Genomic DNA, 25,307 nt, shown 5'->3' with positions numbered 1-25,307 from the left:
TCGACGGCCTGGGCCAGCGACCGGTCGGCCCGGACCGCGAGTCGGCTTCCGGTGACCCGGATCGCCAGCGGGAGCCGGTCGCAGAGCTGCACCGTCCGGTGCACGGCCGGTAGATCGCCGACCGCCCCCGTTGCCCCGACCGCCCCCGCCGACCCGGCCGGGCCCCCCGACCCGGCCGGGCCCCCCGCCTCGGTCGAGCCCCCCGACCGAGCAGGTACTGCGGGAAGTGCCTGGCCCGCCGGTCCGCCCCCCACGGACCCGGTCCTCCCCGTCGACCCGGTGACCGGTTCGGCAGTGGAGGTCCCGAGGACCTGCATCGACGCCACCGACCAACTCGGCCCGACCGGGCCGGTCGGCCACGCCGGTCCCCCGGGCACCGCCGGGGCCGGTCGCCCCGGCGCGGCGTCGAACGGCGGCTCGACCCAGGCCGGTGGCCGAAAGAGCGGCTCGCAGTGGTCCTCGACCAGGTTGCCCTCCGGATCGACCAGGCAGCGCCGGTACCGGCCGTCGTCGTCCAGTACGTCGACCCCGCGGAAAGCGCCGTACCGGTAGTGCACCACCCCGCCCCACTGGTACGGCCGGTCGGAGAGGACTGCCGGTCCCACGTAGCCGGCGGTCACCTCGTCGAGACGTCTCGCCAGTTCCCGGAAGAGTTCGTCGGTCGCGGGGTGCACGGTGAGGAACTTTCCGGCCCCGGCCCTCGGTGCCCGCGGAGCGTTGAGCTCGGCCAGTCCCGCCGTGGTGGCGACGAAGCCGAATTCCGTACCCGCCTCGACCAGCACCGGCGCGCACGCCGCGAGCACCAGCGGCGCGTTCGCGGGCGTTGCCGAGACGTGCAGCTTCCAACCCTGCAAGCGGTCGACCGGCGACGCCGGGGTGACCATGGTCCGCCCGGCCCGTTGCCGCACGGTCCAGCCGGCGAGGCTGATCCGGTCGAGCAGCTCGCGGATCAGGTCGGCCGGCTCAGGTTGCCCGGACCGCACCGCAGGGCGGGCGGGAGCCGAGTTTCGCCTGCCCAGCGGCATGGCGAGGCCGGAACTCCGGCTCGCGGTTGCCGACGACTCGGGCGTCATTGGTCTCCCCGGTTGACGATCGGTGAGGTACCGGCCGTGGTGAGTGGCAGCTGGCACCGCCGACGAGAGTGCCGGTACGGCGCATCGAGTGGGCATCGACCCGGCATCGAGTACCTCCGGTCGGGCCCGGACCGGAGGCTCTGGTCGGACAGCCGTCGACCAGGCCCGGGTCGGGTACCGGACCGTACGGAGACAGGCCGGATTTTCCCGAGTGGACTGGGACACCGGTCCCGGGCCAGCGGGACGTCGCAGGGGACATGATGCTCAGCCGACGGACCTTTCCACACCCCGTTGATGAGCGGGCCTAGGCTGCGAAGGAACCGTCGCCCACCAGCGCCGAGGACCGTCGAGACTGGATTACGAGGGGAGCGTCATGACCGCTAAGCCGATCCGCCCGGTTCGCCGTACGGAGATCGAACCGATCGTCATCGCCAGCGACAACAGCTTCGCGCACGCCTACGGCAGCGTCGCGGAAATGCTGAGCGAGAAGGACATCGGCGCCAAGGCCCAGGGGGGCCTGGAGTTCTTCGACAAGGCGGGCCGTCGGCTCGCGCCGGTACTCAGCCACGCCTGGGAGCTGGAGGGGCTGGTACCGACGCTGGAGGATCCCGACCCGGAGCTGATCCAGGGGCGGTTGCAGGCCGTCGTGCAGCACGTCGGCGACTACATCCGCCGGCATCCGGAGATCGTCGCCGACTCCGGCCTGACCGCAGACGAGGCGATCGACGCGCTGCCGCAACTCGGCGCCGGCACGCTCGCCGAGGACGCCGCGCACTTCCCGGGTGGCGACTCGCCCTCCGGTGGTGTCCGGCTGATGGATCGGGGCGGATGGTTCCACAACTCGCTGCACGCCGCCGGCTGGACACACTGAGAACTTGATCGGACAGGGGTAGCAGGGGTGACGTCCACCGAGGACACCAGGCGCTGGCCCACAGGCAGGCTCGTCGCACTGGTCGGAGCAGCCATCGTCGTCGCGCTCGTGGTGGCCGGGCAGTACGTCAGCGCCCGTGATATCTGGATCGAACAGACCGGCGAGACCGCGGTGATCGCGGTCGCGTTCACCGTGATGGGCGTGCTGGTCCTGATCGGGGTACCCGGGCATCCTGTGGGCCGGCTCACGCTCGCCGCCGGGGGGGCGGCGAGCGTGGCCGTACTCGCGGAGAGTTGGAACACCTGGCTGCCGCTGGCCTGGCTGAGCCAGTGGGCGTGGTTCGTCCCGTACGGCCTGATCTTCCTCACTCTGCTGGTCTTCCCGGACGGGCGGCTGCCCTCGCGGCGGTGGCTCCCGGTCGCCGTGGTGATCATCGGCGGTACGGTCCTCGCCGCCCTCGCCTACGCGGTCGCCGCGCTGGACGACCCCTACGGCTTGGTCAGCGACCCGGATCCGGCCCCGACACAGCGGGCCCGGACACTCGTCCTGGTGGCACTCGTCGCCATCGGGGTAACCGTACTCGGGCTGATCGCCGTGCTGGTCTCGCTGGTGCTGCGCTGGCGGCGGGCCGACAGCGAGACCCGTGCACAGTTGGCCTGCCTGCTGGCGTCGGGGATTCTGCTGCTACTCGGGCTGGTGCTCGAGGCCATCAATCTGCCCGGAGCCTGGCTGATCATGGTGGTGGCGCTACCGATCGGGATGGCCGTCGCGGTGCTGCGCTACCGGCTGTACGGGCTGGACCAGGTCATCAACCGGACCATCGTCTGGCTGGTGATGAGCCTGCTGGTGATCGCCGCCTTCGTCGGACTGATCACCCTGCTGCGCGACCTGCTGATGGCGGGCAGCACCTCGAACGCATCGCTGGTGGCGACCGGGCTGATCGCGGTCGCGTTCGAGCCGGCCCGGGGCCGGGTGCAGCGGGGGGTGAACCGGCTGCTCTACGGCGACCGGGACGACCCGTACCAGGTGATGGCGCGGCTCGGCGAGCTGTTGGGCCGTACCGTCGAGCCGGGCGCGGTGCTGCCGCTGCTGACCGACACCATCGCGCGGTCGCTGCGGGTGCCGCACGTCGCGGTGGAGGTCGAGGGGCGGGAGGGGCCGCGCGTCCTCGCCGCGCACGGTACCGCGAACACACCGATCGAGGCGTTCGACATGGTGACCCGGGGGGAACGGGTCGGCCGGCTGCTGGTCGCCAACCGGAGCGCGGCGAGCCGGTTCACCCCGGTCGAACGGCGGTTGCTGGGCGACCTGGCGGTGCACGCGGCGGTGGCGGCCGAGGCCGTCCGGCTCATCCACGACCTCCAGGAGTCCCGGGAACGGCTGATCACCGCCCGCGAGGAGGAGCGCCGTCGACTTCGCCGCGACCTGCACGACGGGCTCGGTCCGACGCTGGCCGGGATGGCCATGCAGGTCCGGGCCGCGCACAAGCTCGTCGCCGGGCAGCCGCGCACCGGTCGGATCCTCGACGCGCTCGCTACGGACCTCCAGACCTGCACCGCCGAGGTACGCCAGCTCGTCGACCAGCTTCGGCCACCGGCGCTGGACCGGGGACTCGCCGCCGCGCTGCGCAACGAGTGCGCCCGGTTCGACAGCCCGAACCTCGCGGTCCGGTTGCAGGTCGACGGAAACCTCCAGGGGTTGCCGGCGGCGATCGAGGTGGCCGCGTACCGGATCGTCGCCGAGGCGCTGAACAACGTGACCCGGCACTCCCAGGCCAGCACCTGCCGGGTGCACGTGCACCGGGACCGGGCGCTGACGGTGGAGGTCGTGGACGACGGGGTGGGACTCGGCCCGCGCCGGCCCGGCGGGGTCGGCCTCGACTCGATGCGGGAACGGGCCACCGAACTCGGCGGTGACTTCGACATCACCCCGACGAGTCCGCACGGTACGTCCATCCGGGTGCGACTACCCTTCCAGCCGACCCTCCCCGACCCGGCGACGGCGGTGCCAGGGCAGGGCGGCCCAGTCACCCTCGACCGAGCGGCCACCGACGCACCGACCGGGGATACCGGTACCGCCGGCCGTACGGGCGGCGCCAGCGGAACCGATCCGGAAGCCGGCAACCCGGACGGCTGCTGGGGGATCGCCCACCGGTCCGTCGACGCCGGCCCGGAATCGCAGTTGCCGCAGCCGCGCAGCGGAGCCGCACAGCCCGCCAGCACCGCCCCGCCCGCCACCGGGAGCCAGAGTCCGGACAGCGACGCGGGCCGGATCGGCTAGCCCGCTACGCTGAACCCGCGATGCGCAGCCGGGCCCCGGCAATGCCCTTCCGGCCGATGGCGGCGCACATGACGTGATGCGCGGGCAGAGGCGGCGACGAGCATGGTGCACGGTGGACGGATCCTCATCGTCGACGACCACCCGGTGGTGCGCCGGGGGCTGCGCACCATGCTCGAGGGCGAGTCGTGGGTGAGCGAGGTGTTCGAGGCGGCTACCACCGCCGAGGCGATCAGCACCGCGGTCGGCGAACGGGTCGAGGTGATCGCGATGGACGTGACGCTGCCGGACGGTGACGGTGTCGACGCCACCGCGCGGATCATCCAGTCCCGCCCGGAGACCAAGGTGCTGATGCTCACCATGGCCAACGACGAGGAGATCGTGGCCCGGGCGCTGCGGGCCGGTGCCCGGGGCTACGTGCTCAAGGACACCGATCCGGACGCCGTCATCGACGCGCTGCGTACGGTCGCCCAGGGCGGGGTCGTGCTGGGGCCGGGGATCGGGACGTCGGTGCTCACCGCGCTCAACCGGGGACCGGCCGAACTGCCCGCCCCGCTCAACCAACTCACCGCCAGGGAGCGGGACATCCTCGGCCGGCTCGCGTTCGGCGACACCAACGCCAAGATCGCCCGACACTTCGGGCTGAGCGAGAAGACCGTCCGCAACCAGCTCTCCGCCATCTTCGCCAAGCTGGGTGTCGCGGACCGGGTTCAGGCGGCCCTGCTCGCCCGCGACGTCGGGCTCGGCACCTGAGCCGTCCCGGTGCTCAGCCCGGGCGTAGGTCGAACTCGACGACCAGCGGATAGTGGTCGGACGCGGACTCCGCCGCCCCACCGGTGACGACCCGGGGCGGGTGGGCCAGCCGGGCGAGCGGCGGCGTGCCGAGCAGGTAGTCGAGTCGCATCGCGGTGAACTCGACCCCACCGCCCGCGCTGGTCGGCACGGTGTGCGGCGGTTCCGCCGACCCGGCCGGACCCGCCGGCCGGAACAGGTCCACGAAGCCGGCCCGGTACAGCGCGGCGACCGCCCGGGTGTCCACGGTCACCCCGTCCGGCATCAGGTGCCGTTTCCGGTACTCCGGCGGCAGCCGGCCGATCCGCTCGTCGTGCCGGCCGCCCGGATCGAGCGTGTTCAGGTCACCGGCCAACAGGACCAGCCGCTCCGGCAGCCGCCTCCGGTCCGCCCCGCCCCGGCTGGCCGCACCGACCAGCCAGCCGGCCTCACGCAGCCGGCGCCACCCGGAGTACGGGTGAAGGTGCGTGCTGAGCACGGTCAGCGGCCCCCGGTCGGTGTCCAGCACGACCCGCTGAGCCCCGTGGTGGAACGGCCGACGGACCGGTGCGACCACAACCGGCGCGACCGGGGGCCGGACCAGGACCGCCACCGGTTGACCGAACCACCCGCCGGCCAGGTACCCGCGCATGCCGAGCCGCCGGGCGAGGGTGTCGAACCGGTCGCGGTCGCGGCGGAGTCCCCGGAGTTCCTGTAGTGCCAGCACGTCCGGGCGCTGCTCGGCGACAACCTGGAGTACCAGGTCCAGCCGGCCCGGGTCGGCGCCGTCCCGCCCGCCGTTCTTGATGTTGTAGGTCATCACCCGCACCCGACACCACCCCGTCCTCCGTCCGGCAGGCCCACCGGTCACCGCCGCAGGTTCCTCCGCCCGGTCCCCGCAGCCCCGACCGCGGCACCCTCGGGTCTCAGTCTGGTCGGGCCGCCCTGGCCAGTTCGTCGTCGAGTTCCGACAGTTGGGCCGACCTGCTCGGCGCGGTCTCCACCGTCCCCGCAGAACCGTTCGGGCGGGCGGAGCCGCTCGGGCGGGTGGAGCCGCTCGGGCGGGCGGAGCCGCTCGGGCGGGTGGAGTCCCACGATTCCGCGTCGGCCCCGCCGCTGTCCTGCCCGCCGCCGGCGGAGAGTTCCTCGTTGGGACGTACCACCAGCCAGAGCAGGCCGATCCAGAGCGCGGTGAGCAGCATGGCCCCGGCGAAGTCGCTCGGGTGGTGCATCCCCCGGTACATCCGGGAGGTGGCCACCAGCAGCGGCATCACGACCGCGGCCAGCACGGCCAGCCAGCGCCACCAGCGGTCGGTGCGCGGCACCACCAGCAGTGCGATCGCCACCCACAGGCACATCGTCGCCGCGATGTGCCCGGACGGGAACGACGCGGTCGGCAGCGGTCCGTCCAGGTGTTCGACCTGCGGGCGGGGCCGGTTCACCGCGTGCGACGAGGCGAGGAAGAGGGTCAGCTCGCCGAACATGGTCAGGGCGAGGAAGAGCACCGGCCGCCAGCGCCGCCAGAAGGCCACCGCCAGCGGGCAGAAGACCAGCGAGACCAGCAGGATGGCGTGGGTGTCGCCGGCCTTGCTCGCCAGGTGGCTGACGTCGTTGAGGGTGTCGGTCCGCTGCGCGGCGAACCATTCCGGCACCTTCCGGTCGAGTGTCGCCACGAAGGTGCCCTCGACGTGGTAGCTGACCAGCATGCCGAAGGCGTACAGCGCGCCGAAGACCAGCACCCAGCCGGTGATGACCTCGGCGACGGCCGCCCGGGGGTGCGGCAACACGCGGTCCTCCGCCGGTGCCGGAGTGATCTCCCGGCCCGCCTCCGGCTCCAGCCCCTCGCCCAGCGGCCGGACCGGGCGTCCCCGCTCGCGGCGCCACAACCGGAAGGCGTACGCGGTGATGCCCAGCCAGGCGAGGCCGAGCAGCCAGCCGGCGAGGACGTCGGAGAGGTAGTGCACGCCGAGCGCGATCCGGGTCACCCCGACCGCCACCACCACCGCGATCACCAACCCGGTCGCCAGCCGGCGCCACCGGGGTCGCATCGCGGGTAGGAAGACCAGCAGCAGCGCGCCGTAGGCGACCATCGATCCGAGGGCGTGGCCACTGGGGAAGCTGTTGCCCGGCGCCGACGCCACCGGGATGTCGACGACCGGGCGGAGCCGGCCCACCAGCTCCTTGAGCGACGGGTCGAGTACCAGCGCGCCGAGACCGGTGACGATCAGGTAGACCGCGAGCCGGCCCTGCCGGCGGATCAGCAGGCCCACCACCGCGATGGTGACCAACCAGATCATGATCGGTCGGCCGCCCAGCGAGGTTACCGCCCGGAGAACGGTGACCAGGCCGTCGTTGGCCGAGACCAGCTCGTTGAACCAGGCCGCCGTCTCGTGGTCGGCCCGGTACAGCGGCCCCCAGTGGACCCGGACCAGCAGCAACAGCACGCCGAAGCCGACGCCGGTGCCGGCGACCAGGGCGAGCCCGGCCAGGCTGCGTTCGGCGAAATGCCCGAGAGGTCGCCGCAACAGGTCGCTGACCATAGCCACGCCAGAGCCCCCTTCTCGTCTCTGGCCTGCCCGGTACCCGCGCTGCGGACGGCGTACACCCGTCAGTCGTCGCGCGGCTCCGCCCCGGGGCCGACGGCGTCGGCGACCCGCTCCGCGCTGCGCCGGGGCCCGGGTACGGCCCGGCCGAGCGTCCCCGCCGGATCGATGTCCAGCATGTCGGCGCGTCCCGGGTCAGCCCGGTCCGGATCCCAGCGGTCCGGCTCGGCCGGCTCGTGCTCGCCGATCCGCAGCGCCTCCAGTTGGGCGGCGAAGGCCAGCCCACCGAAGAGCGCGATCCCGGTGAGGTTGGCCCAGAGCAGCAGCGCCATCATCCCGGTCAGCGCGCCGTAGGTGGCGCCGAACGCGTCGCTGTAGGACACGTAGCCGGCGAGCAGCACGCTGGCCAGCCACCACAGCGCGATACTGAAGCCTGCGCCGAACAGCAGCCAGGACAGCCCCGGTTGCCGGCGGCGCGGCGCGTGCCGGAACAGCACCGCGACGGCGAAGACGGTCAGTCCGAGGCTCAGCGGCCAGCGCAGCACGTCCCAGCCGAGGCCGGCGGCCGGCCCCCACCAGTCGTAGTGCCGCCCCATCGAGCGGCCCAGTTCACCGCCGCCGACCAGGATGAAGAAGCCGGCCAGCGCGGGTGCCCCGGCGGTGAGCGCGAGTACGGCGGCCCGGACGTACTTCCAGAGCGCCGGACGGTCCCGCTCCACCCCGTAGATCCGGTTCGCCCCGCGCTCCACCTGGGCCATCGTGGTGGTCAGCGCGACCAGCCCGGTGATCAGGCCGAGAGCCAGGGCCAGTTCGCCGGCGTCCTCGGTCTGTTCCGAGTCGACAAGCAGCTCCCTGACCACCCCGTCGCTGGCGCCCGGGGTCAGCGCGATCACCGTGTCGGCGACGACCCGGCCGCCCTCGTCCACCCCGAGGTCACTGATCAGGCCGGTCAGCGCGATCAGGAACGGCACCACGGCGAGGCAGAGTTGCAGGGCGAACGCCCGGGAGTGGCTGAACGCGTCGCCGTAGCGGAACCGGATGAAGGCGTCCCGGACCAGGTGCCAGCCGCCGTGCCGGCGCAGGGTGTGCCAGGCGTCGTCGGCGGATAGTTCCTCGTCGGGCATGCACCGGGTCTCGGGGACCAACCGGGTACTGCTCACCGGGCCTCCTCCACCCGGCGCTCCCCCCGTTCGGCGACCGCGTCGGCGTCCACCGCCAGGTCCGGCTCGGTCGCCGGCTTCGGTACGCAGAGCCAGAGCGCCGCGGGGCGTACCGACACCTTCAGGGAGCGGCCGGCGGGGATGACGTCCCCGTCCAGCTCACGGGGCTGGGCCCGGTTGCTGGTGATGATGACCCGCCGGCCGCGCAGCACCTCCATCCGGGGCACCCGGCGACGGCGCCGCAGCACCGCCCAGCCGAGCGAGAGCCAGTGGTTCAGCGTCCGGGGCGTGAGGACCGCGACGTCCAGGTAACCATCGTCCGGCTCGGCGTCGGCGAGCAGTCGTACCCCGCCCTGCAACCGCCCGACGTTGGCCACCAGGACCGTACGGGCCCGGCGCCGAAGGGGCGGCTGGTCGTCGATCCGGATCGACACCCGCATCGGCCGGTCCCGCAGGTGCCGCAGCGCCCCCACCAGGTAGGCGGGCCAGCCAACCCGGGCCTTGGTGGTCTCGGAGGTGGCCTGCAGCATCTGGGCGTCGAAGCCCATTCCGGCCATCACGGTGAAGTACTGGTCACCGCAGCTGCCGACGTCGATGCGCCGCCGGCCCTGTTCGAGCGCCACCTCGAGCCCGGCGGCCAGGTCGTTCGAGAGCCCGAGGTTGGCGGCGAGCAGGTTGCCGGTGCCCGACGGCAGGATGGCCATCGCCGCGTCGGTGCCGACCAGGGCCCCGACGCAGGACATCACGGTGCCGTCGCCGCCGCAGACGAAGACCACCTCGGCGCCGTCCTCGACCGCCCGCCGGGCCTGGCCCCGGCCCGGGTCGTCGACGGTGGTGGTGAACCAGGCGGGTTCCGGCCAGCCGGCGGCGGCCAGTGTCTCGGTGACGGTCCGGCGCAGCCCGTCGAGGTCGGTCTGCTTCACCGGGTTGACCACCACCGCCGACCGGAGACCGCCGGCACCACCTGCCCGGGTACCCGCCGGTACGCCGTCCGTGCTCTGCTCGTGCGCCTTCACGGCCGCCAGTGTGCAGCAGCTTGCCGCCGACAGCGACCCGGGGGCGGTCAGGCTGCGCTGCGGAGGGAGTCGAGAGTACGGCGACGCAGGTCGGCGAGGTCCACCCCGGCCTCGGTCAGCAGCAGCGCCGCCAGCCCCTGCCCCTCGCGGAGCAACCCGAGCAGGATGTGCTCGGCGCCGATCTCCCGGTGCCGGAGCTGGATCGCCTCGCGCAGGGCCAGCTCCAGCACCTTCTTGGCCCGGGCGGAGAACCGGCTGGAGAAGTCCCAGCCGCCGAAGAGGCCACGCCGCGAAGACCGGGACGGCGGCGGCTCCAGAGCACCCGCACCGAACGACTCCTCCAGCTTGGAGCGAACCGCCGCCAGGTCGATGCCGATCGAGCGGAGCGCCTCCGCGTCGCGGTCGCCGAACTCCTCGGTGCCGCGGCCGAGCTTGCGGTCGATCGCCTCGGCCACCCGGGCGGCGTCCACGCCAGCCTGGTCGAGCAGTTCCGCGACGGAGCTCCGCGCCGGGTCGAGCAGGGCGAGCAGGAGGTGTTCGGTGCCGACGTTGCGGTGCCCCAGCCGCTCGCGCGCCGCCACGGCCCCACGGACGACGTCCCGGGCCTGCACCGTGAACCGCTCGAACATCATGCCCCTCCCTGGGTACGCGCCGACGCCCGGCCGGCGTGCTTCTTGTGTACTCCCTGCCTGCTGACCTCTAGCGCGTCGGCGATCTCCTGCCATGACCAGCCCTGGCGCCGGGCGTTGTCGACCTGGACGACCTCCAGGCGTTCCAACAGCCGACGCAGGGCCACCACCGCACGCAGCCCGACCCGTGGATCGGTGCTGCCGGCCGCCGCCGCCAGATCCGTTGCCTGACTCATACTGTCAACTTAGGTTGACGCCACCCCTTGTGTCAACCTAAGTTGACATGACTCGGCTGAATGCCGTCGTCAGCCGGGCCGATGTTGTGGTAGCAGCAGGCTGACCGCCGCGATAGCCAGGCCGATTCCGGCCGCGATGAGGAAGACCAGGTCGTAGCCGGCAGCGAGGGCGGCCGGAGAGCCGGCGGCGGCGCCTGTTCCGGCCTTGACGCTGGCGGCTGTGGCGAGTACGGCTAGGGCTACCGAGCCGCCTGCCTGGTTGGCGGTGTTGGCCAGGCCGCCGACGATGCCCGCGTCGCGTTCGGGTACGTCGGCGGTGGCCGCGGCCATGAGGGTGGGAAAGGTCAGGCCGATGCCGACGGCGATGAGCAGCGTGGGCCCGAGCACGCCGGTGACGTAGCCGCTGTCGGTTCCGGCCTGGGCGAGCCAGCCGAACCCGGCCAGGAAACAGGCGCTGCCGGCCAGTACCAGTGGGCGTGCACCGGTTCGGGGCAACAGGTTGGCGGCGATCCGCGCGATCACCACGAAGGTCACCGCCGCGGGTGTCTGTCCGAGCCCGGCCTCGAGTGCGCTGTATCCGAGGGCGTTCTGCATGAACAGCGACGTGAAATACCACATCGCGACGGCGATGCCGCCGAAGAGCAGCAGCATGCCGTTGCTGACGGCGACGGTCCGGATTCTGAACAGCCGCAGGGGCATCATCGGCCGGGTGGCGAACCGCGCCTCCACCACGATGAAGATGCTGAGCAGCAGCAGGCCTGCCACGGCTGGCCCGAGGAACCGCGAGGACGTCCAGCCGTGCTCGGCGCTCTGCATGACCCCGTAGATCAGTGCGGCCAGTCCAGCCGTTCCGGTGGCCGCGCCGGTGAGGTCAAGCGATTCCCGCCGGTTGGCTCGGGTGGCGGCCAGCGACATCATGGCCAGTACGATCAACACGGCGCAGATCGGCACGTTGATGAGGAAGACCCACCGCCATGACAGGCCGGTCGTGATGGCGCCGCCGGCGAGCGCGCCGGCCATCCCGCCCACACCGCCCGAGGCGGACCAGGCGCCGAACGCCCGCGCCCGCGGCTGCGGCTCGGTGAAGTAGGTGTTGATCACGGCCAGTGTCGCCGGAGCCAGCATGGCGGCGCCCACGCCCTGCGCGACGCGGGCTCCCACCAGGATCTCCGGCCCGGTTGCCACGCCGCCGACCAGGCTCGATGCGGAGAACAGGAACAGTCCGGCGACCAGCATCCGGCGCGGGCCGAACAGGTCGACGGCGCGGCCACTGAGCAGCATGAAGCCGGCCAGGGTGAGCACGTAGCCATTCACCACCCAGGCCAGGCCGATGGCGGTGAAGCCGAGATCCCGCTGGATCGAGGGCAGCGCGACGTTGACGATGGACACGTCCAGGATCACCATGAACTGGCAGGCACACGCCAGCGCCAGAACCATCCAGGAGGATGTGGCTGGCGGCCTGGCCCGCCGAGTTGTGGTGCTGGTGCTGGTCATGAGGACTCTCCCTGAGCTCAACCCGCCGCCTCCGCGGTCCGAGAGGCCGCCGCGGCCAGGGCCTCGTGGCCGTTTCCGGTGCCCACGGCGACATCGGGGACGACCTGGTCGCCCAGCAGCTGGAGGGTGATCCTGGCCAGCCGGAGTCCTTGGTATCGAGCCGCGTCCAGCGCCGCGGCGCCGGGGCCGTCTCCGTTCGGGCTGGTCACGTGCGACGTGCCGTACGGGTTGCCGCCGGCGGCGTAGACGACCGGATCGGTGAATCCGGGCGGGACGATCAACGACCCCCAGTGGTAGAAGACGTTGCTCAGCGACAGGATCGTGGCCTCGCTGCCGCCGTGCCGGTTGAACGCCGAGGTGAAGGTCGTCACGGGCTTGTTGGCCAGCCTCCCCTCCTGCCACAGACCGCCGGCCTGGTCGATGAACTGCTTGAGCTGCGCGGCCGGCGCACCGAACCGCGTCGGTGTCCCGAACGCGTACGCGTCGGCCCACGCCAGGTCCTCGAGTCCGGCCCGAACGATCGACGCGGTCGCGTCGGCGTGCCGCCGCCACTGCGGGTTCTGGTCGATCGCACTGTCGGGGGCCAGCTCGGCGACCCGTCGCAGCCGTACGGCGGCCCCGGCCGAGGCCGCCCCCTCGGCGACGGCCTGCGCGAGCGCGTGCACAGCGCCGGTCGCGCTGTAGTAGATGACAGCGACCTTCACGGTCATGTCCGGCTCCTCGATGCTGCTAGAATTAGTTATCCGCATAATGTTATGCGCATAACCTTTCTGTCAAGGAGAGCCCGTGGACTTCGAGTACGCCGACGCCCTCAACCAGGCCATCCGGCTGCTGAGCCTGCGCCACCGGGCCAGGGCCGCCGCGTTGCTGGCCCCGCTCGGCCTACACCCCGGCCAGGAGGCACTCCTGCTCGAACTCGACCGGACCGGACCGAGAATCCAGGCCCAGCTCAGCGAGGCCCTCGGCTGCGAGCCGCCCAGCGTCACTCTGATGACCCGCAAGCTCGAGGCCTCCGGCCACATCCGCCGCGAACCCGCCCCCTCCGACAAGCGCGCCAGCATCGTCGAACTCACCGACAGCGGTAGGGCCCTCGCCGATCGGGTCAAGCAGCTGTGGCACGCTCTCGCGGAGGAGACCGTGGCCGGCCTGCCCGCCCAGACCGTGACCGAACTACCCGCCATCCTCAACGCCATGACCGGCAACGTCGACACCAGGCGCCCGGCCAGCCACACAGCCGCCGGTACGGCCTAGCTGTTCGATCAGGTTCAGCGGGAGCGTCGAGTCGACGGTGTCGTCATTCCGGCCTCGTCCAGACCGGCGAGCGCCGGGAGAAGTCGACGGTGGCGGCCACGGTGGCGGCACGCTCGGCGCCCATTTCCCGCTCTGTCAGCCACAGCCCCAGATCCAGGCCGGCGCTCAGCGCGCCGGCGGTGATGCGATCGCCGTCGTCGACCACCCGCTCCTCGATGACGTTGCCACCGTACGCCCGGAGTTCCTGGTAGGCATTGCGGTTGGTGGTCGCGTTGCGCCCGGTGAGCAGGCCCGCCGCCGCGAGCAGCATGCCGCCGGTGCACACCGACGCTGCCCACCGCGCGGTACCGGCCGCCCTGGCCAGCGCGTCGGGCAGCACACCGCGCCGGGCCTCGGCCCACGAGCCCTGCTCGGCACGGTTCATCCATCCCCCGCCGACCACGATCAACCCGTCCGGGCTGCCCAGCACTCTGGGCACGGCCAGCTGGACGCCTCGCATGCTGCGCACCGAACCCGGCTCGGCGGCGACAACCAGATCGACGTCGAATCCGGCCATGGAGAGGACCTCGAACGGCCCGAAGGCGTCCAACTCGTCGAACCCATCGAAAACTACGATCTCCACTCGCACTCACACAGGTTCGCCTTCTGCGTCCTGGCATACCAGTGACATCCTTGCCGTCATGCGTGAGGGATCGGCCATCCATCGTGTCGCCGTCCTGGCCCTGGACCCGGTGGTGGCGTTCGACGTAGCCATCGCCACGCAGGTCTTCGGCCACGAGCGCCACGGCCGATACGAGGTCACGCTCTGCGCGCTCGATGCGGGGTCGGTCACCACGACCACACCAGGTTTCGGCATCACCGTCGCCGCCGGCCTCGAAGCCGTCACCACCGCGGACACCGTCATCGTGCCGGGCTTCGGACGAGGTCCGGCACCCCAGGCGGCTCTCGACGCCCTACGTACCGCACATCGGGGCGGGGCCCGGATCGCATCCATCTGCATCGGCGCCTTCGCTCTGGCGCAGGCCGGCCTGCTCGACGGCCGTCGGGCCACCACCCACTGGGCCCATGCCGCCGATCTCGCGCGGGAGCACCCCGCCGTGCGGGTCGATCCGGCGGTCCTCTACGTCGACGAAGGTGATGTGCTGACCAGCGCCGGACTCGCCGCAGGCCTCGATCTGTGCCTCTACATGCTCGGCCTCGATCACGGGCAGTCGGCCGCGATCCACCGCGCCCGACGCATGGTCACGGCGCTGCATCGTGCCGGGGGGCAGGCCCAGTACACGATCGCGGCCAGGACGGAGACGAGTGAACGACTCGGGCCCGTGACCGAGTGGGCGCTGGCCAACCTGCATCGACACATCACCGTGGCGGATCTCGCACGGCAGGCGATGCAGTCCACCCGGACGCTTCGGCGGGCCTTCGTCGCGGAGTTCGGCACCAGTCCGCATGCCTGGCTGACGGCCGCGCGGCTGCGCAAGGCATGCACTCTGCTGGAGACCGGCGAGCTCACCGTCGAACAGATCGCCCGGCACAGCGGCCTGGGCAGCGCCGCAAACCTTCGGCTGCACTTCCGTCGGGCGTACGCCACCACACCGCTGGCCTACCGCGCCACCTTCCAGGGACCTCGTACCTGAGGAATCCGACGGCCGGTACCGAGCCCGCTCAGGAGACGGCTGCGCGGAACGCCGTGGCCCGCAGCCGCAGCGCGGTCAGGTCCCCGCCCTGCGGCGCCGCACCGAGTAGGGACTCGGCGGCACCGACCGCGACGGCACCCGCCGCGAGGTACTCCGGAGCGGATTCGAGGTCCACCCCACCGAAGGGCACGAACGGGACGTCTGGAAAGGGTTCCCGCAGTGTCCGGAGGTAGGCCGGGCCGCCGAGCGACGCGGGAAACAGCTTCACCGCGGCCGCCCCGGCCAGGCTGGCCGCGACCACCTCGGTCGGGGTCAGCGCGCCGACCAGGGCGGGCAGCCCGAGTCGTACCGCCTCGGCAACCGCCGGCACCAGTCCCGGGGTCACCACGAACGACGCCCCAGCCTGCTCCGCCTGCACCACGTCGGCCTCGGTGAGCACCGTACCGGCGCCCAGCGGCGCGTCCGGACCGAGCGCCGCCCGGGCCCGGACCAGCACCCCGGCCTCGTCCCGGGAGGTCAGCGACACCTCGACGAGGGCGACCCCGGCCTCTGCCAATGCCAGTACGCTGGCCAGGGCAGCGTCCGGATCGTCGCCCCGCACGACGGCGAGCAGCCGGTGCCGGCGCAGCACGTCGGGCAGGTTCACCGTCCCATCCTCGCAGCCCGATCCGCCCTCACGCGGCACAACGGGCCCGGGTCAAGCCGACACAGAACCGACAGTGCGGAGATTTGCGGGGATTCGCATATACCGCCCGGGCGGTTCGGCAATCCTGCTAACCTGCCCGCCATGCACCGAAGCCCTGTGACGGGTCCGGACCGGATGCCCGCCGAGGGCGACGTCAGCCGCACCTACCCGCTCGCCGGCCACCGGCTCAGCGTCGCCGGGGGCAGCCGGGTGGGCCAGCGCTACTCGGCGAACTTCGACGTGCTGCACGTCGATCCGGTGCTGCCGTTCCTGGCGGTCGCCGACGGGATGGGCGACGGCCGGGGCAGCACCGTCGCCGGCGGCACCACCATGGAGACCATGGTCGCCGAGGTACGCGCGGCAGGTCCCGACATCGGCCCCGGTCGGCTCCGCGCCGCGATGGCCCGGGCACAGTCCCGGGTCCGGGCTGCCGGCACCGACCTCAACGAGCTGAGCGGCTGCACCTTCACCGGCCTGGTCGTCGTAGCGCCGGAAACCGCACCGGGTGCCGCCGGCCCGGCGCCGACGTCAGCGGGTGCCGAGGCGCAGTTGCCGGCCCGGCCGGATCGCGCCGACGGGGGTGCGGGATCGCGGCGTACCGCGCCGATCGCCCGGCCGGCACCGGGCGGGGCGGCCGCGGGTCCGACCGGCGCGACCGACCTATCCGGCTCGACCGACCTATCCGGCTGGATCGTGCAGATCGGTGACTCCCGCGCCTACCGGCTCCGGGACGGACTGCTCGAACTGCTCACCGTCGACCACACGGCCGCCTGGCTCGGCGCCGTCTACGGCTGGTACCCGGCGGACTCCCCGGCGGCCGCCGCCGCCCGCTACCAGCTGACCCGCTACGTCGGCCACCCGGCGATGCCCGAGCCGGACCTGCTCAACGTCTCGTTGCGCCCCGGCGACGTCTACTGCCTCTGCACCGACGGGGTCGCCGAGCAGCTCGACTACCAGCGGCTGACCCGCCGGCTCGGCGCGGCCGGCAGCCTTGTCGAGGTGGTCCGCGGTGCGCTCGCCGACACGCTGGTCGCGGGCGGTCGGGACAACGCGACCATGGCCGTACTGCGGGTCGAGCACTGAGCGAACCCTCCGATGTGCGGCCGTGCCGGCCGAATACGCCGACGACCGCCACCGCACCGGATACTCTCGGCTGGTGCAGGATATACGCCACGTAATCAGCGGCGGGATGGTGGCAGTGACCGCGGGGCGACCGTGAGCACTCCACAGGACGCCTTCGTCGTGGTCGGGGTCGACGACTCCCGGCTGAGTATGACGGCGGTCCGACTGGCGGCCCGCGAGGCGGTCCTGCACTCCCGCCCGCTGCGGGTGGTGCATGCGTTCAACTGGGTCGCGGACCCGGCGGAGCCGATGCCGGAGGAGCCCCGCCGCCCCGCCGAGGAACTGCTGTGCCGGGCCACCGCCACCGCCAACCAGGCGCAGCCGACCCTCGACGTCTCCAGTGCGCTCATCGAGGGACCGGTGATCACCACCCTGCTGCGCGAGTCGGGTTCCGCCGCGCTGCTGGTGATCGGCGACGGCGGGCTGTCCGCCGGTACCGACGTGCCGACGGCCTCCGACGCCACCGCCGTACAGCTCGCGGCCCGGGCCGGGTGCAGCGTGCTGGTGGCCCGGGAACAGGTGCCGTTGACCGGGCCGGTGCTGGTCGGGGTGGACGGCTCGGCCAGCTCACTGAGCGCGCTCGAATTCGCCTTCGACACCGCCAGCCGGCACTGCACCGACCTGGTCGTGGTGCAGGTCTGCGACCCGGCGGATGCGGACGGCACCCCGCCGCCCGAGGTCGTCGAGCAACTCGCCGAGGCGGTCGCGCCGTGGCAGCGGAAATTCCCCTCGGTGCAGGTGAACCAGCGGGTCCGGACCGGTGACCCGGAGTCGACGCTGGCCCAGGAGGCGCGCCGGGCCGAACTGGTGGTGGTCAGCGCGCGCGGTGACGAACCCTGGCGCGGCATGCTCGGCTCGGTCAGCCAGGCGATGCTCTACCACTCGATCGCGCCGGTCGTCGTGGTACGCGGCGCGCACGGCGTGTACATCCAGGAGTGAGCGTGCCGAGATCGCCGTTCCGGTCGCGGGTCGGCCCGACTCGGGGCAGGCTCGGGTGATGGAGACCGCGCTCGACCCGCAGCCCCGGCTCTCCGAGGAGGAACTGGGCCGGATCGACGCGTACTGGCGGGCCGCCAACTATCTCAGCACCGGACAGATCTACCTGCTGGCGAACCCACTGCTGCGCGAGCCGCTGCGACCGGAGCACATCAAGCCGCGCCTGCTGGGCCACTGGGGTACGGACCCGGGGCTGAACCTGGTCTACGCACACCTGAACCGGCTGATCGTGCACCGCGACCTGAACGCCATGCTGGTCACCGGCCCGGGGCACGGGGCTCCGGCCATCATCGCGAACACCTGGCTCGAGGGAACCTTCACCGAGCTGTACCCGTCGGTGAGCCGGGACGAGGCCGGGATGGCTCGACTGTTCCGGCAGTTCTCCTTCCCCGGTGGGCTGCCGAGCCACGTCGCGGCGGAGGTCCCGGGGTCGATCCACGAGGGCGGCGAGCTGGGTTACTCGCTCGCGCACGCCTACGGGGCCGCGTTCGACAACCCGGACCTGCTGGTGGCCTGCGTGGTCGGGGACGGCGAGGCGGAGACCGGCCCGCTGGCCGGAAGCTGGCTCTCCACCATGTTCATCGATCCGGCCCGGGACGGCGCGGTGCTGCCGATCCTGCACCTCAACGGCTACAAGATTGCCAACCCGACGGTACTGGACCGGATGCCCCAGGACGACCTGGTCGGCATCCTGCGCGGCTACGGCTACCGACCGTACGTGGTGGCCGGGGACGAGCCGGCCCGGGTGCACCGGGAACTGGCGGCCTGCCTGGACCGGGCACTGGACGAGATCACCGAGATCCAGCGGCGGGCCCGGGATGGCGGGCCGGCTGGGCGGCCACGCTGGCCGATGCTGGTGCTGCGGACCCCGAAGGGCTGGACCGGGCCGGGCGAGGTGGACGGCGAGCAGGTCGCCGGGACGTGGCGGGCCCACCAGGTACCGCTGGAGGAGGTACGCGACAATCCCGAGCACCTGGCCCGGCTGGAGCACTGGCTGCGGTCGTACCGGCCGGAGGAGCTCTTCGACGCGACCGGCGCGCCGCTGCCGGCGCTGGCCGAGCTGGCTCCGCGCGGTGACCGCCGGATGAGCGCGAACCCGCGCACCAACGGCGGCGTCGTACTCCGGGACCTGGTCCTGCCCGACTTCCGGGCCCACGCCGTCGCCGTGGACCGGCCCGGCAGCCCGATCACCGGGGCGACCGGGATCCTCGGCGGTTGGCTCCGGGACGTCATCGCGGCCAATCCGGACCGGTTCCGGCTCTTCGGGCCGGACGAGGTGGAGTCGAACGGGCTGGCCGCGGTCTTCGAGGTCACCGACCGGGCCTTCCCTGGCCCGGGTGGGCCGGGCGACGCCCACCTCTCCCCCGGCGGCCGGGTGAGGGAGGTGCTCTCCGAGCACCTCTGCCAGGGCTGGCTGGAGGGCTATCTGCTGACCGGCCGGCACGGCGTCTTCACCAGCTACGAGGCGTTCATCCACATCGTCGACTCCATGGTCAACCAGCACGCCAAGTGGCTCAAGACCACCCGGGACATCCCCTGGCGCCGCCCGGTCGCCTCGCTCAACTACCTGCTCTCCAGCCACGTCTGGCGGCAGGACCACAACGGCTTCTCCCACCAGGACCCGGGCTTCATCGACCACGTCACCAACAAGAAGGCCGAGATCGTCCGGGTCTTCCTGCCGCCGGACGGCAACACACTGCTCTGCACGATGGACCACTGCCTGCGCAGCCGACACCGCATCAACGTGGTGATCTCCGGCAAGCAGGCGGCGCCGACCTGGCTGCCGATGGAAGAGGCGGAGCTGCACTGCCGGCGCGGGATCGGGATCTGGGACTGGGCCAGTACCGACGCCGGGACCGAGCCGGACGTGGTGCTCGGGTGCGCCGGCGACGTACCGACGCTGGAGACCCTGGCCGCCGCCGACCTGCTGCGCCGGCACCTGCCGGAGCTGAGGGTCCGGGTGGTGAACGTCGTGGACCTGATGCGCCTGCAACCCGCCGGAAGCCATCCGCACGGGCTGACGGACGCGCAGTTCGACGCCCTCTTCACCCCGGACCGTCCGGTCGTCTTCGCCTACCACGGCTACCCCTGGCTGATCCACCGGCTCAGCTACCGCCGAACGAACCACGCCAACCTGCACGTGCGGGGCTACCGGGAGGAGGGCACCACCACCACGCCGTTCGACATGGTGATGCTGAACGACCTCGACCGGTTCCACCTGGTCATGGATGTGGTCGACCGGGTACCCGGGCTAGCGGTCCGAGCCGCCCACCTGCGCCAGGCGATGGTCGACGCCCGGCAGGAGTGCCGCGACCACACCCGGCGGTACGGCGAGGACCATCCGATGGTCGCCCAGTGGCGGTGGCCGGGCTGAGGATGTGGAACGGCACAGCGCCGAGCTTGTCCGGGTTGGCCAGCAGGAAGATCCGCCGTACCGCGTCGTCGTCCACGTCGAGCACCAGCAGGTGCGGGGTCCGGGAGTACCCGATCAGCATGGCCGGCGCGGCATTGACCTCCAGCGACACGGCCCGCAGCGCTGGCGGCCGTGAGTAGATCGCTGCGAAGAACCGGGCCACCTTCGCCGCCGAGCGGATCGGCCGCAGCGCGGCACGGGCGCGGCCGCCGCCGTCGGACCAGGCAACCACGTCCGCGTGCAGCAGGCCGTGCAGCCGGGTCATGTCACCCTCGCGGGCGGCGGTGACGAAGTCGGCGAGTAGCCGTCGGTGCTCGGCCGGTGTGGGCGCGAACCGGACCCGCCCGTCGCGCAGCGCCCGTTCCGCCCGGTGGTACAGCTGCCGGCAGTCCTCGACGGTCCGCTCGACGATGGCGGCTATCTCGTCGTACGGCAGGTCGAAGGCGCTGCGCAGCACGAAAACGGCGCGCTGCGGCGGAGTCAGCTGCTCCATGAGATGCAGCACGGCGATCGAGAGATCCGAGGTGTCCACCGCGCCGAACGGGGACGGATCGGTGCCGACCGGCTCCGGCAGCCACTCACCGACGTAGCTCTCCCGCCGCGCCCGACGGGCCCGTAGCTGGTCGAGGGCGAGCCGCCCCACCACCCTGGTCAGGTAGCGGCGCGGCTGTGCCACAGCCGCCCGATCGGCGCCGGCCCAGCGCAGGTAGGCCTCCTGCAGGATGTCGTCGGCGTCGTGTGCGCTGCCCAGCAGTCGGTACGCCAGCCCGAACAGCATCGGCCGGTGCCGGACGAACTCGTCCACGTCCGGCGCGGTCACCAGCGGCTCCCGGTCACGCCAAGGGTGGCGGCTGTGTTCGGTTGGTGATGGCGATCCGGTTCCATACGTTGATAGTGCCAATCGCCAGGAGGAGGTTGGCGACCTCCCCCTCCGACCAGTGCTTGACGGCCTCGTCCCACACGTCGTCGGGCACCCCGTGGTCGTCGAGCCGGGTCACCGCATCGGTCAGCGCGAGCGCGGCCCGTTCCCGATCGTCGAAGTACGGCGCCTCCCGCCAGGCCGCCACCGCGAACAGCCGACGCTGGTGTTCGCCGTCGGCGAGGGCCTCCTGGGTGTGCATATCCACACAAAACGTGCATCCGTTGAGCATCGAGGCGCGCACCTTGATCAGGTGCAGCACGGTCGGATCGACCGTCGACCGCGTGTACTTCTCCAGCTGCGACATGGCGGCGTAGCCCGCCGGCACCAGCTCCGGCCAGGACATTCGTTGACTCATACTGCAACGACGGATCCGGCCGGCCCTGACGTGACAACGTCAGCTGTTGTACCCGCCACACGGCGCAGGCGTACGGGGGGAGCGGGGTCTCCGGGCTGTCGGCGCCGGCGCCGCTGTTCAGGTTCCGCTACGTGACCCCGAACACACCTGGTGGTCCGCCGTCTACTCCGCGTCGGCCTCCCCGCCCTCGTCATCGAGCCGCCCGCGTTCGTCGTCAGGCAGGTCCTGCCACCACCTCACCTGCTCCGCCGCACGCTTGGCGAACACCTCGCGGTACACGCTGAAGCCGACCGCCTCGTAGAGCGTGATGTTGCCCGCCAGTACGCCCCGGGCCATGTCGCGGGCCAGCGGGTCACCGTCGTCCCTGGCCCGTGCTTCCAGGGCCTCACGCAGCAGCCGCTGCTCGACCGGATCGCGCAGGCGCCCCAGCAGTCGGCTATCCATCGCGCACCCCGCGCCCGTAACCAATCCGGTTGTCGGCGGAGCGACCCGGACACCGTCGAGGGCGTCGCGGGTGATGGGGAGTGGTCACGCCCTCCACGCTGGCAGACCACGCTCGCCGAACCCTGGCGTTCCGCCGACCCCGGCCGGACGCTCGCGGCGCTGGTCAGCGGCGTGTCGGGGCGCCGCCCACGGGCCGACTACGGGTTGGGTACGGGCGGCGGGGGCCGATGTATGGTTGCCCGGGATCGCCGGGAGGCGACGATCACGAGGTGCGGTCGGACGGTGACGGCCAGTGGATAGGGCAGGGCTCTCCAGCATCCCTCGTGAGTCAAGACTCCCCAGCACCCTTCGGGAGTTCCGGGAACGGGCCGGTCTGACCCAACAGGAGCTGGCCGACCGGGCCGGGCTGAGCGTCGGCGGGTTGCGGGATCTGGAGCAGGGGCGCGTCGCCGCGCCCCGGTCCACCACCTTACGCCGACTCGCCGACGCCCTGGGTCTGTCCGCCGAGGAGGCGGCCGGGCTCGTCCGCCTCGGCCGAGCCGCCCAGCCACCAGCGCACGGCCTGCGGTTGCAGGTGTTGGGCCCGCTCGCCGTCGTCGTCGACGGAGCCGGCGTGGATCTCGGGTCGGCCAAGCAGCGCACGCTGCTGGCCCTGCTGGCGCTGCACCCGAACGAGCCGGTCCGGCTGGACACGCTCGTCGAGCTGATCTGGGGAGAGCATCCGCCGGACAGCGCCGCGACCTCGGTGCAGAACCACGTCTCCCGGCTACGCCAGCGGCTGCGGGCGGTGCAACCGGCCCCCCGTGCAGACCGCCTGCTGGTCGCCACCGGGGGCGGCTACCAGCTCACCGTCACCGACGACCAGCTTGACCTGCTCGACTTCCGTCGCCTCGTCGGGCGGGCACGGCATGCCCAGCGGGACCGGGACCTGACATCCGCGTACGAGTGGTACGGGCAGGCGGCCGGTCTGTGGCGCGCGGCGCCGCTGGCCGACCTCGCCGGCCTGCGGATCCTGCCCGAGGTGGCCGCGTTGGACCGGGAACGCCGGACGGTGGTCGTGGAGTACGCACAGGTGGCCGCTGCACTCGGCCAGCACGAGCGGGTGCTGCCGCTGCTGCGGCAGGTCGGCGAGGCCGATCCGCTGGACGAGGCCGCGCACGCGCAGTTGATCCTCGCGCTGGCCGGCAGTGGTCAGCAGGCCGAGGCGTTGCGGGTGTTCGAGGCGCTGCGCCGGCGGCTCGCCGACGAACTGGGCGCGGACCCCGGCCCCGAGCTGGCCGCCGCGCACCGGCGGGTGCTGCGTCAGGAACTGCCGGAGCCGGCGGGGACCGGCATCGCGGAAACCGGCATCGTGGAAACCGGCATCGCGGTGAGCGCGCATCGCCAACTGCCGCCGGACATCGCCGACTTCACGGGCCGGGAGGCCGAGCTGGCCATCCTGTCGTCGGCCCTGCCGTCGGCCGGGGACACCGGCAGCACCGTGGTGATCTCCGCGATCGAGGGGATGGCCGGGGTCGGCAAGACGCGGCTCGCCGTCCACCTCGCCCACCAACTGGTCCGATCTGGACGGTACGCCGACGTCCAGCTCTACGTGGACCTGCACGGCCACGCCGACGAGCCACCCGCCGACCCGGCGACCGTGCTCGCCTCGTTCCTCCACCTGCTGGGTGTGCCCGGTGCCCAGATCCCCGACGGTCTGGATGCCCGGGCGGCGCTGTACCGGGACCGGTTGCACGACCGGCACGCCCTGGTCCTGCTGGACAACGCCGCCGGTGACGACCAGGTGCTGCCGCTGTTGCCGGCCAGTGCGACCAGCCTGGTCCTGGTCACCAGCCGGCGGGTGCTCGCCCTCGACGGCGCCCACACCTTGAACCTGAACGTGTTCACCGCTCGGGACGCCCACGCCCTGCTCGAACGGGTCGCCGGGAAGCACCGGGTCGCCGCCGATCCGGTCGGCGCTCGCCGGGTCGTCGACCTGTGCGGGCGGCTACCGCTCGCGGTCGTACTGGCCGCGCACCGGCTGCGGTCCCGGCCGGCCTGGACCTTCGGCGACCTCGCCGCCCGGCTCGAAGCGGAGGGCGACCGACTCGGCGAGCTGGCGGTCGGGAAAAGGCAGATCCGCGCCGTCTTCGATTTCTCCTTCCGGGCTCTCGATCCGGCCGGGCAGCGGCTGTTCCGGCTGCTCGGGCTCCACCCCGGCGACGACTTCACCGTCGACTCGGCCGCCGCGCTGCTGGGCGTCCCGCCGACGGCGGCCCGGCAGACGCTGGAGCGGCTGAGCGACGAGCACCTCGTCACCCCGATCACCGTCGACCGCTACCGGTTGCACGACCTGCTCCGCGAGTATGCCGCCGCGCGGGCCGCCGTCGAGGACGACGATACGCACGACAGCACCGACACCGCCGTCGACCGGATCCTCACCTGGTACCTGTACGCCGCCGACGCGGCCATCCACCGGCTCTTCCCGTACAACACCGAGGTCGTACTGGACGAGCGGACCCGACCGGCACACCTGCCCTCGTTCGACACGGATGAACGGGCGTTCCGATGGATCACTGCGGAGCAGAGCACCCTGGTCGCGGCCGTGACCACCGCCTTCAACCACGGCCGCTACGACATCGCCTGGCGGCTGCCGGCCGTGCTCCGGCTGCACTTCGACCGTCGCAGCAACTGGCACGACTGGCTCGGTACCAGCCGGATCGCGCTGGAGGCGGCACGTCGGACGGGTAACCGGGAAGCCGAGGCGCTGATCCTCAGCGGACTCGGCCTCGGCCTCGGTCAGCTCGGTCAGATCGAGAAGTCCATCGACCACCTCACCCGATCGCTGGAGATCCGCCGTGCCGTCGGCGACCGGCGCGGCGAGGGCCGGACACTCAACAACCTCGGTACCGCGTACGGCCGGCAGGGCAGGTTCCAGAAGGCCATCGACCACCTGACCGCGGCCCTGGAGGTCCGCCGCGAGGTCAGCTCCCAGTACGACCAGAGCATGACGTTGGGCAACCTCGGGCGGGCATACGCCGGGCTCGGGCAGCACGAGGAAGCGATCCGCTGCCTGTCGCAGGCGCTCGAGGTCCGGCGGCGGCTCGCCGACCCGGTGGGCATCGCCTCGGCGCTCCACAACCTCGGCGAGGCGCTGCTGAGCGCCGGGCAGCACCGGCAGGCCCTGGTACCGCTGCACGAGGCACGCGACCTGTACCACCGGAAGCACTGCCACGGGCTCGAGGCCGAGACCCTGGAGGTGATCGGGGACGTCCTGGTCTGCTCCGGCGAGCCGGCCCAGGCCCGGGAGTACTGGCGACAGGCGCTGGACATCTTCGACACGCTGGACCACCCTCGCGCCGAAGGGCTGCGCGCCCGGCTGGCCGAGCAGCCGGCGCCGCCCGTGATCGGCTCCACGAGACCATAGTCGAGTCAG

The 25,307-nt window shown here is 72.4% G+C and carries 22 protein-coding genes and 1 pseudogene; 9 read left to right on the top strand and 14 right to left on the bottom strand.

Annotated elements, in window-relative coordinates; all coding sequences use genetic code 11:
* Positions 1–1,073 (bottom strand): class III lanthionine synthetase LanKC N-terminal domain-containing protein (locus ABNF97_RS22485; RefSeq protein ID WP_502930539.1); only part of this gene is annotated, 1,073 nt, incomplete at its 3' end.
* Between the two features lie 373 nt (positions 1,074–1,446).
* Here ABNF97_RS22485 and ABNF97_RS22480 point away from each other — a divergent pair.
* From ABNF97_RS22480 to ABNF97_RS22470, 3 genes are all read left to right on the top strand, one after another.
* The gene (locus ABNF97_RS22480; RefSeq protein ID WP_130463855.1) at positions 1,447–1,944 is read left to right on the top strand and encodes a hypothetical protein; all 498 of its coding nucleotides are present in this window, start codon (positions 1,447–1,449) and stop codon (positions 1,942–1,944) included.
* Positions 1,945–1,971: 27 nt separating this feature from the next.
* Positions 1,972–4,224, top strand: coding sequence for a sensor histidine kinase (locus tag ABNF97_RS22475; RefSeq protein WP_349339685.1), 2,253 nt, complete (start codon positions 1,972–1,974; stop codon positions 4,222–4,224).
* 102 nt (positions 4,225–4,326) lie between these two features.
* Positions 4,327–4,974: a response regulator gene (locus tag ABNF97_RS22470; RefSeq protein WP_130463856.1), complete on the top strand. Its 648-nt coding sequence runs from the start codon at positions 4,327–4,329 to the stop codon at positions 4,972–4,974.
* A 13-nt stretch (positions 4,975–4,987) separates the two neighbouring features.
* On the opposite strand, the gene ABNF97_RS22465 is transcribed toward ABNF97_RS22470, so the two are convergent.
* From ABNF97_RS22465 to wrbA, 8 genes are all read right to left on the bottom strand, one after another.
* Complete coding sequence (locus tag ABNF97_RS22465) at positions 4,988–5,812, bottom strand: endonuclease/exonuclease/phosphatase family protein (RefSeq protein ID WP_130463857.1); 825 nt, start codon at positions 5,810–5,812, stop codon at positions 4,988–4,990.
* A 106-nt stretch (positions 5,813–5,918) separates the two neighbouring features.
* The gene (locus tag ABNF97_RS22460; RefSeq protein WP_349339688.1) at positions 5,919–7,532 is read right to left on the bottom strand and encodes a phosphatase PAP2 family protein; all 1,614 of its coding nucleotides are present in this window, start codon (positions 7,530–7,532) and stop codon (positions 5,919–5,921) included.
* Positions 7,533–7,600: 68 nt separating this feature from the next.
* Positions 7,601–8,695 (bottom strand): YhjD/YihY/BrkB family envelope integrity protein, encoded by a 1,095-nt coding sequence (locus ABNF97_RS22455; protein WP_130463858.1) that lies wholly within the window; start codon positions 8,693–8,695, stop codon positions 7,601–7,603.
* Positions 8,692–9,630 carry a diacylglycerol/lipid kinase family protein gene (locus ABNF97_RS22450; protein WP_502930540.1) on the bottom strand — a complete coding sequence of 313 codons (939 nt, stop codon included), beginning with the start codon at positions 9,628–9,630 and terminating at the stop codon, positions 8,692–8,694. Before ABNF97_RS22450 ends, ABNF97_RS22455 begins: the two co-directional genes overlap by 4 nt.
* Positions 9,631–9,758: 128 nt before the next feature.
* On the bottom strand, positions 9,759–10,343 hold the full coding sequence (locus ABNF97_RS34270; protein ID WP_486484759.1) for a Clp protease N-terminal domain-containing protein: 585 nt from the start codon (positions 10,341–10,343) through the stop codon (positions 9,759–9,761).
* Positions 10,340–10,576, bottom strand: coding sequence for a helix-turn-helix domain-containing protein (locus ABNF97_RS22435; protein WP_130463859.1), 237 nt, complete (start codon positions 10,574–10,576; stop codon positions 10,340–10,342). Before ABNF97_RS22435 ends, ABNF97_RS34270 begins: the two co-directional genes overlap by 4 nt.
* Positions 10,577–10,645: 69 nt before the next feature.
* Positions 10,646–12,013, bottom strand: coding sequence for an MFS transporter (locus tag ABNF97_RS22430; protein WP_349339684.1), 1,368 nt, complete (start codon positions 12,011–12,013; stop codon positions 10,646–10,648).
* A gap of 74 nt (positions 12,014–12,087) precedes the next feature.
* A complete protein-coding gene (gene wrbA, locus ABNF97_RS22425) occupies positions 12,088–12,780 on the bottom strand; it encodes an NAD(P)H:quinone oxidoreductase (RefSeq protein ID WP_130463861.1) in 693 nt (230 codons plus the stop codon).
* A gap of 76 nt (positions 12,781–12,856) precedes the next feature.
* Here wrbA and ABNF97_RS22420 point away from each other — a divergent pair, with 76 nt between their 5' ends.
* A complete protein-coding gene (locus ABNF97_RS22420; RefSeq protein WP_130463862.1) occupies positions 12,857–13,321 on the top strand; it encodes a MarR family transcriptional regulator in 465 nt (154 codons plus the stop codon).
* Positions 13,322–13,364: 43 nt separating this feature from the next.
* Here ABNF97_RS22420 and ABNF97_RS22415 read toward each other — a convergent pair whose 3' ends face one another.
* Positions 13,365–13,943, bottom strand: a complete 579-nt coding sequence (locus ABNF97_RS22415; RefSeq protein WP_349339683.1) for a DJ-1/PfpI family protein — start codon at positions 13,941–13,943, stop codon at positions 13,365–13,367.
* A 58-nt stretch (positions 13,944–14,001) separates the two neighbouring features.
* Here ABNF97_RS22415 and ABNF97_RS22410 point away from each other — a divergent pair, with 58 nt between their 5' ends.
* Complete coding sequence (locus ABNF97_RS22410; protein WP_349339682.1) at positions 14,002–14,955, top strand: GlxA family transcriptional regulator; 954 nt, start codon at positions 14,002–14,004, stop codon at positions 14,953–14,955.
* A gap of 28 nt (positions 14,956–14,983) precedes the next feature.
* Here ABNF97_RS22410 and ABNF97_RS22405 read toward each other — a convergent pair whose 3' ends face one another.
* Positions 14,984–15,601 (bottom strand): bifunctional 4-hydroxy-2-oxoglutarate aldolase/2-dehydro-3-deoxy-phosphogluconate aldolase, encoded by a 618-nt coding sequence (locus ABNF97_RS22405; RefSeq protein WP_130463865.1) that lies wholly within the window; start codon positions 15,599–15,601, stop codon positions 14,984–14,986.
* A gap of 141 nt (positions 15,602–15,742) precedes the next feature.
* Between ABNF97_RS22405 and ABNF97_RS22400 the strand changes: the two genes are divergently transcribed.
* The 3 genes from ABNF97_RS22400 (at position 15,743) to ABNF97_RS22390 (ending at position 20,132) form a co-directional block, all read left to right on the top strand.
* A complete protein-coding gene (locus ABNF97_RS22400; protein WP_130463866.1) occupies positions 15,743–16,723 on the top strand; it encodes a serine/threonine-protein phosphatase in 981 nt (326 codons plus the stop codon).
* 132 nt (positions 16,724–16,855) lie between these two features.
* On the top strand, positions 16,856–17,701 hold the full coding sequence (locus ABNF97_RS22395) for a universal stress protein (protein ID WP_349339681.1): 846 nt from the start codon (positions 16,856–16,858) through the stop codon (positions 17,699–17,701).
* 58 nt (positions 17,702–17,759) lie between these two features.
* The gene (locus ABNF97_RS22390) at positions 17,760–20,132 is read left to right on the top strand and encodes a phosphoketolase family protein (protein WP_349339680.1); all 2,373 of its coding nucleotides are present in this window, start codon (positions 17,760–17,762) and stop codon (positions 20,130–20,132) included.
* Between the two features lie 70 nt (positions 20,133–20,202).
* Here ABNF97_RS22390 and ABNF97_RS22385 read toward each other — a convergent pair.
* From ABNF97_RS22385 to ABNF97_RS22375, 3 genes and pseudogenes are all read right to left on the bottom strand, one after another.
* Positions 20,203–20,976 (bottom strand): annotated as a pseudogene (locus ABNF97_RS22385) (sigma-70 family RNA polymerase sigma factor); the annotation flags it as partial.
* Positions 20,977–21,004: 28 nt separating this feature from the next.
* Positions 21,005–21,436: a carboxymuconolactone decarboxylase family protein gene (locus ABNF97_RS22380; protein WP_349339679.1), complete on the bottom strand. Its 432-nt coding sequence runs from the start codon at positions 21,434–21,436 to the stop codon at positions 21,005–21,007.
* A 174-nt stretch (positions 21,437–21,610) separates the two neighbouring features.
* Positions 21,611–21,892, bottom strand: coding sequence for a hypothetical protein (locus ABNF97_RS22375; protein ID WP_349339678.1), 282 nt, complete (start codon positions 21,890–21,892; stop codon positions 21,611–21,613).
* A 292-nt stretch (positions 21,893–22,184) separates the two neighbouring features.
* Here ABNF97_RS22375 and ABNF97_RS22370 point away from each other — a divergent pair, with 292 nt between their 5' ends.
* Entirely contained in the window at positions 22,185–25,298 is a 3,114-nt protein-coding gene (locus tag ABNF97_RS22370; RefSeq protein WP_349339677.1) for a tetratricopeptide repeat protein, read from the top strand.
* The last annotated feature ends 9 nt before the right edge of the window (positions 25,299–25,307 follow it).

It is taken from the genome of Plantactinospora sp. B6F1, assembly GCF_040120695.1.
Taxonomy (GTDB): domain Bacteria; phylum Actinomycetota; class Actinomycetes; order Mycobacteriales; family Micromonosporaceae; genus Plantactinospora.
The sequence above is the reverse complement of the archived record's forward strand: the minus strand, read 5'-3'. Positions and strand labels throughout refer to the sequence as shown.

Bases quoted from the DNA above. Each gene is read 5' to 3' on its own strand.
- ABNF97_RS22480 (WP_130463855.1), top strand. From the start codon at position 1,447: ATGACCGCTAAGCCGATCCGCCCGGTTCGCCGTACGGAGATCGAACCG.
- ABNF97_RS22470 (WP_130463856.1), top strand. From the start codon at position 4,327: ATGGTGCACGGTGGACGGATCCTCATCGTCGACGACCACCCGGTGGTG.
- ABNF97_RS22465 (WP_130463857.1), bottom strand. From the start codon at position 5,812: ATGACCTACAACATCAAGAACGGCGGGCGGGACGGCGCCGACCCGGGC.
- ABNF97_RS22460 (WP_349339688.1), bottom strand. From the start codon at position 7,532: ATGGTCAGCGACCTGTTGCGGCGACCTCTCGGGCATTTCGCCGAACGC.
- ABNF97_RS34270 (WP_486484759.1), bottom strand. From the start codon at position 10,343: ATGATGTTCGAGCGGTTCACGGTGCAGGCCCGGGACGTCGTCCGTGGG.
- ABNF97_RS22435 (WP_130463859.1), bottom strand. From the start codon at position 10,576: ATGAGTCAGGCAACGGATCTGGCGGCGGCGGCCGGCAGCACCGATCCA.
- ABNF97_RS22430 (WP_349339684.1), bottom strand. From the start codon at position 12,013: ATGGTTCTGGCGCTGGCGTGTGCCTGCCAGTTCATGGTGATCCTGGAC.
- wrbA (WP_130463861.1), bottom strand. From the start codon at position 12,780: ATGACCGTGAAGGTCGCTGTCATCTACTACAGCGCGACCGGCGCTGTG.
- ABNF97_RS22410 (WP_349339682.1), top strand. From the start codon at position 14,002: ATGCGTGAGGGATCGGCCATCCATCGTGTCGCCGTCCTGGCCCTGGAC.
- ABNF97_RS22400 (WP_130463866.1), top strand. From the start codon at position 15,743: ATGCACCGAAGCCCTGTGACGGGTCCGGACCGGATGCCCGCCGAGGGC.
- ABNF97_RS22390 (WP_349339680.1), top strand. From the start codon at position 17,760: ATGGAGACCGCGCTCGACCCGCAGCCCCGGCTCTCCGAGGAGGAACTG.
- ABNF97_RS22380 (WP_349339679.1), bottom strand. From the start codon at position 21,436: ATGTCCTGGCCGGAGCTGGTGCCGGCGGGCTACGCCGCCATGTCGCAG.
- ABNF97_RS22375 (WP_349339678.1), bottom strand. From the start codon at position 21,892: ATGGATAGCCGACTGCTGGGGCGCCTGCGCGATCCGGTCGAGCAGCGG.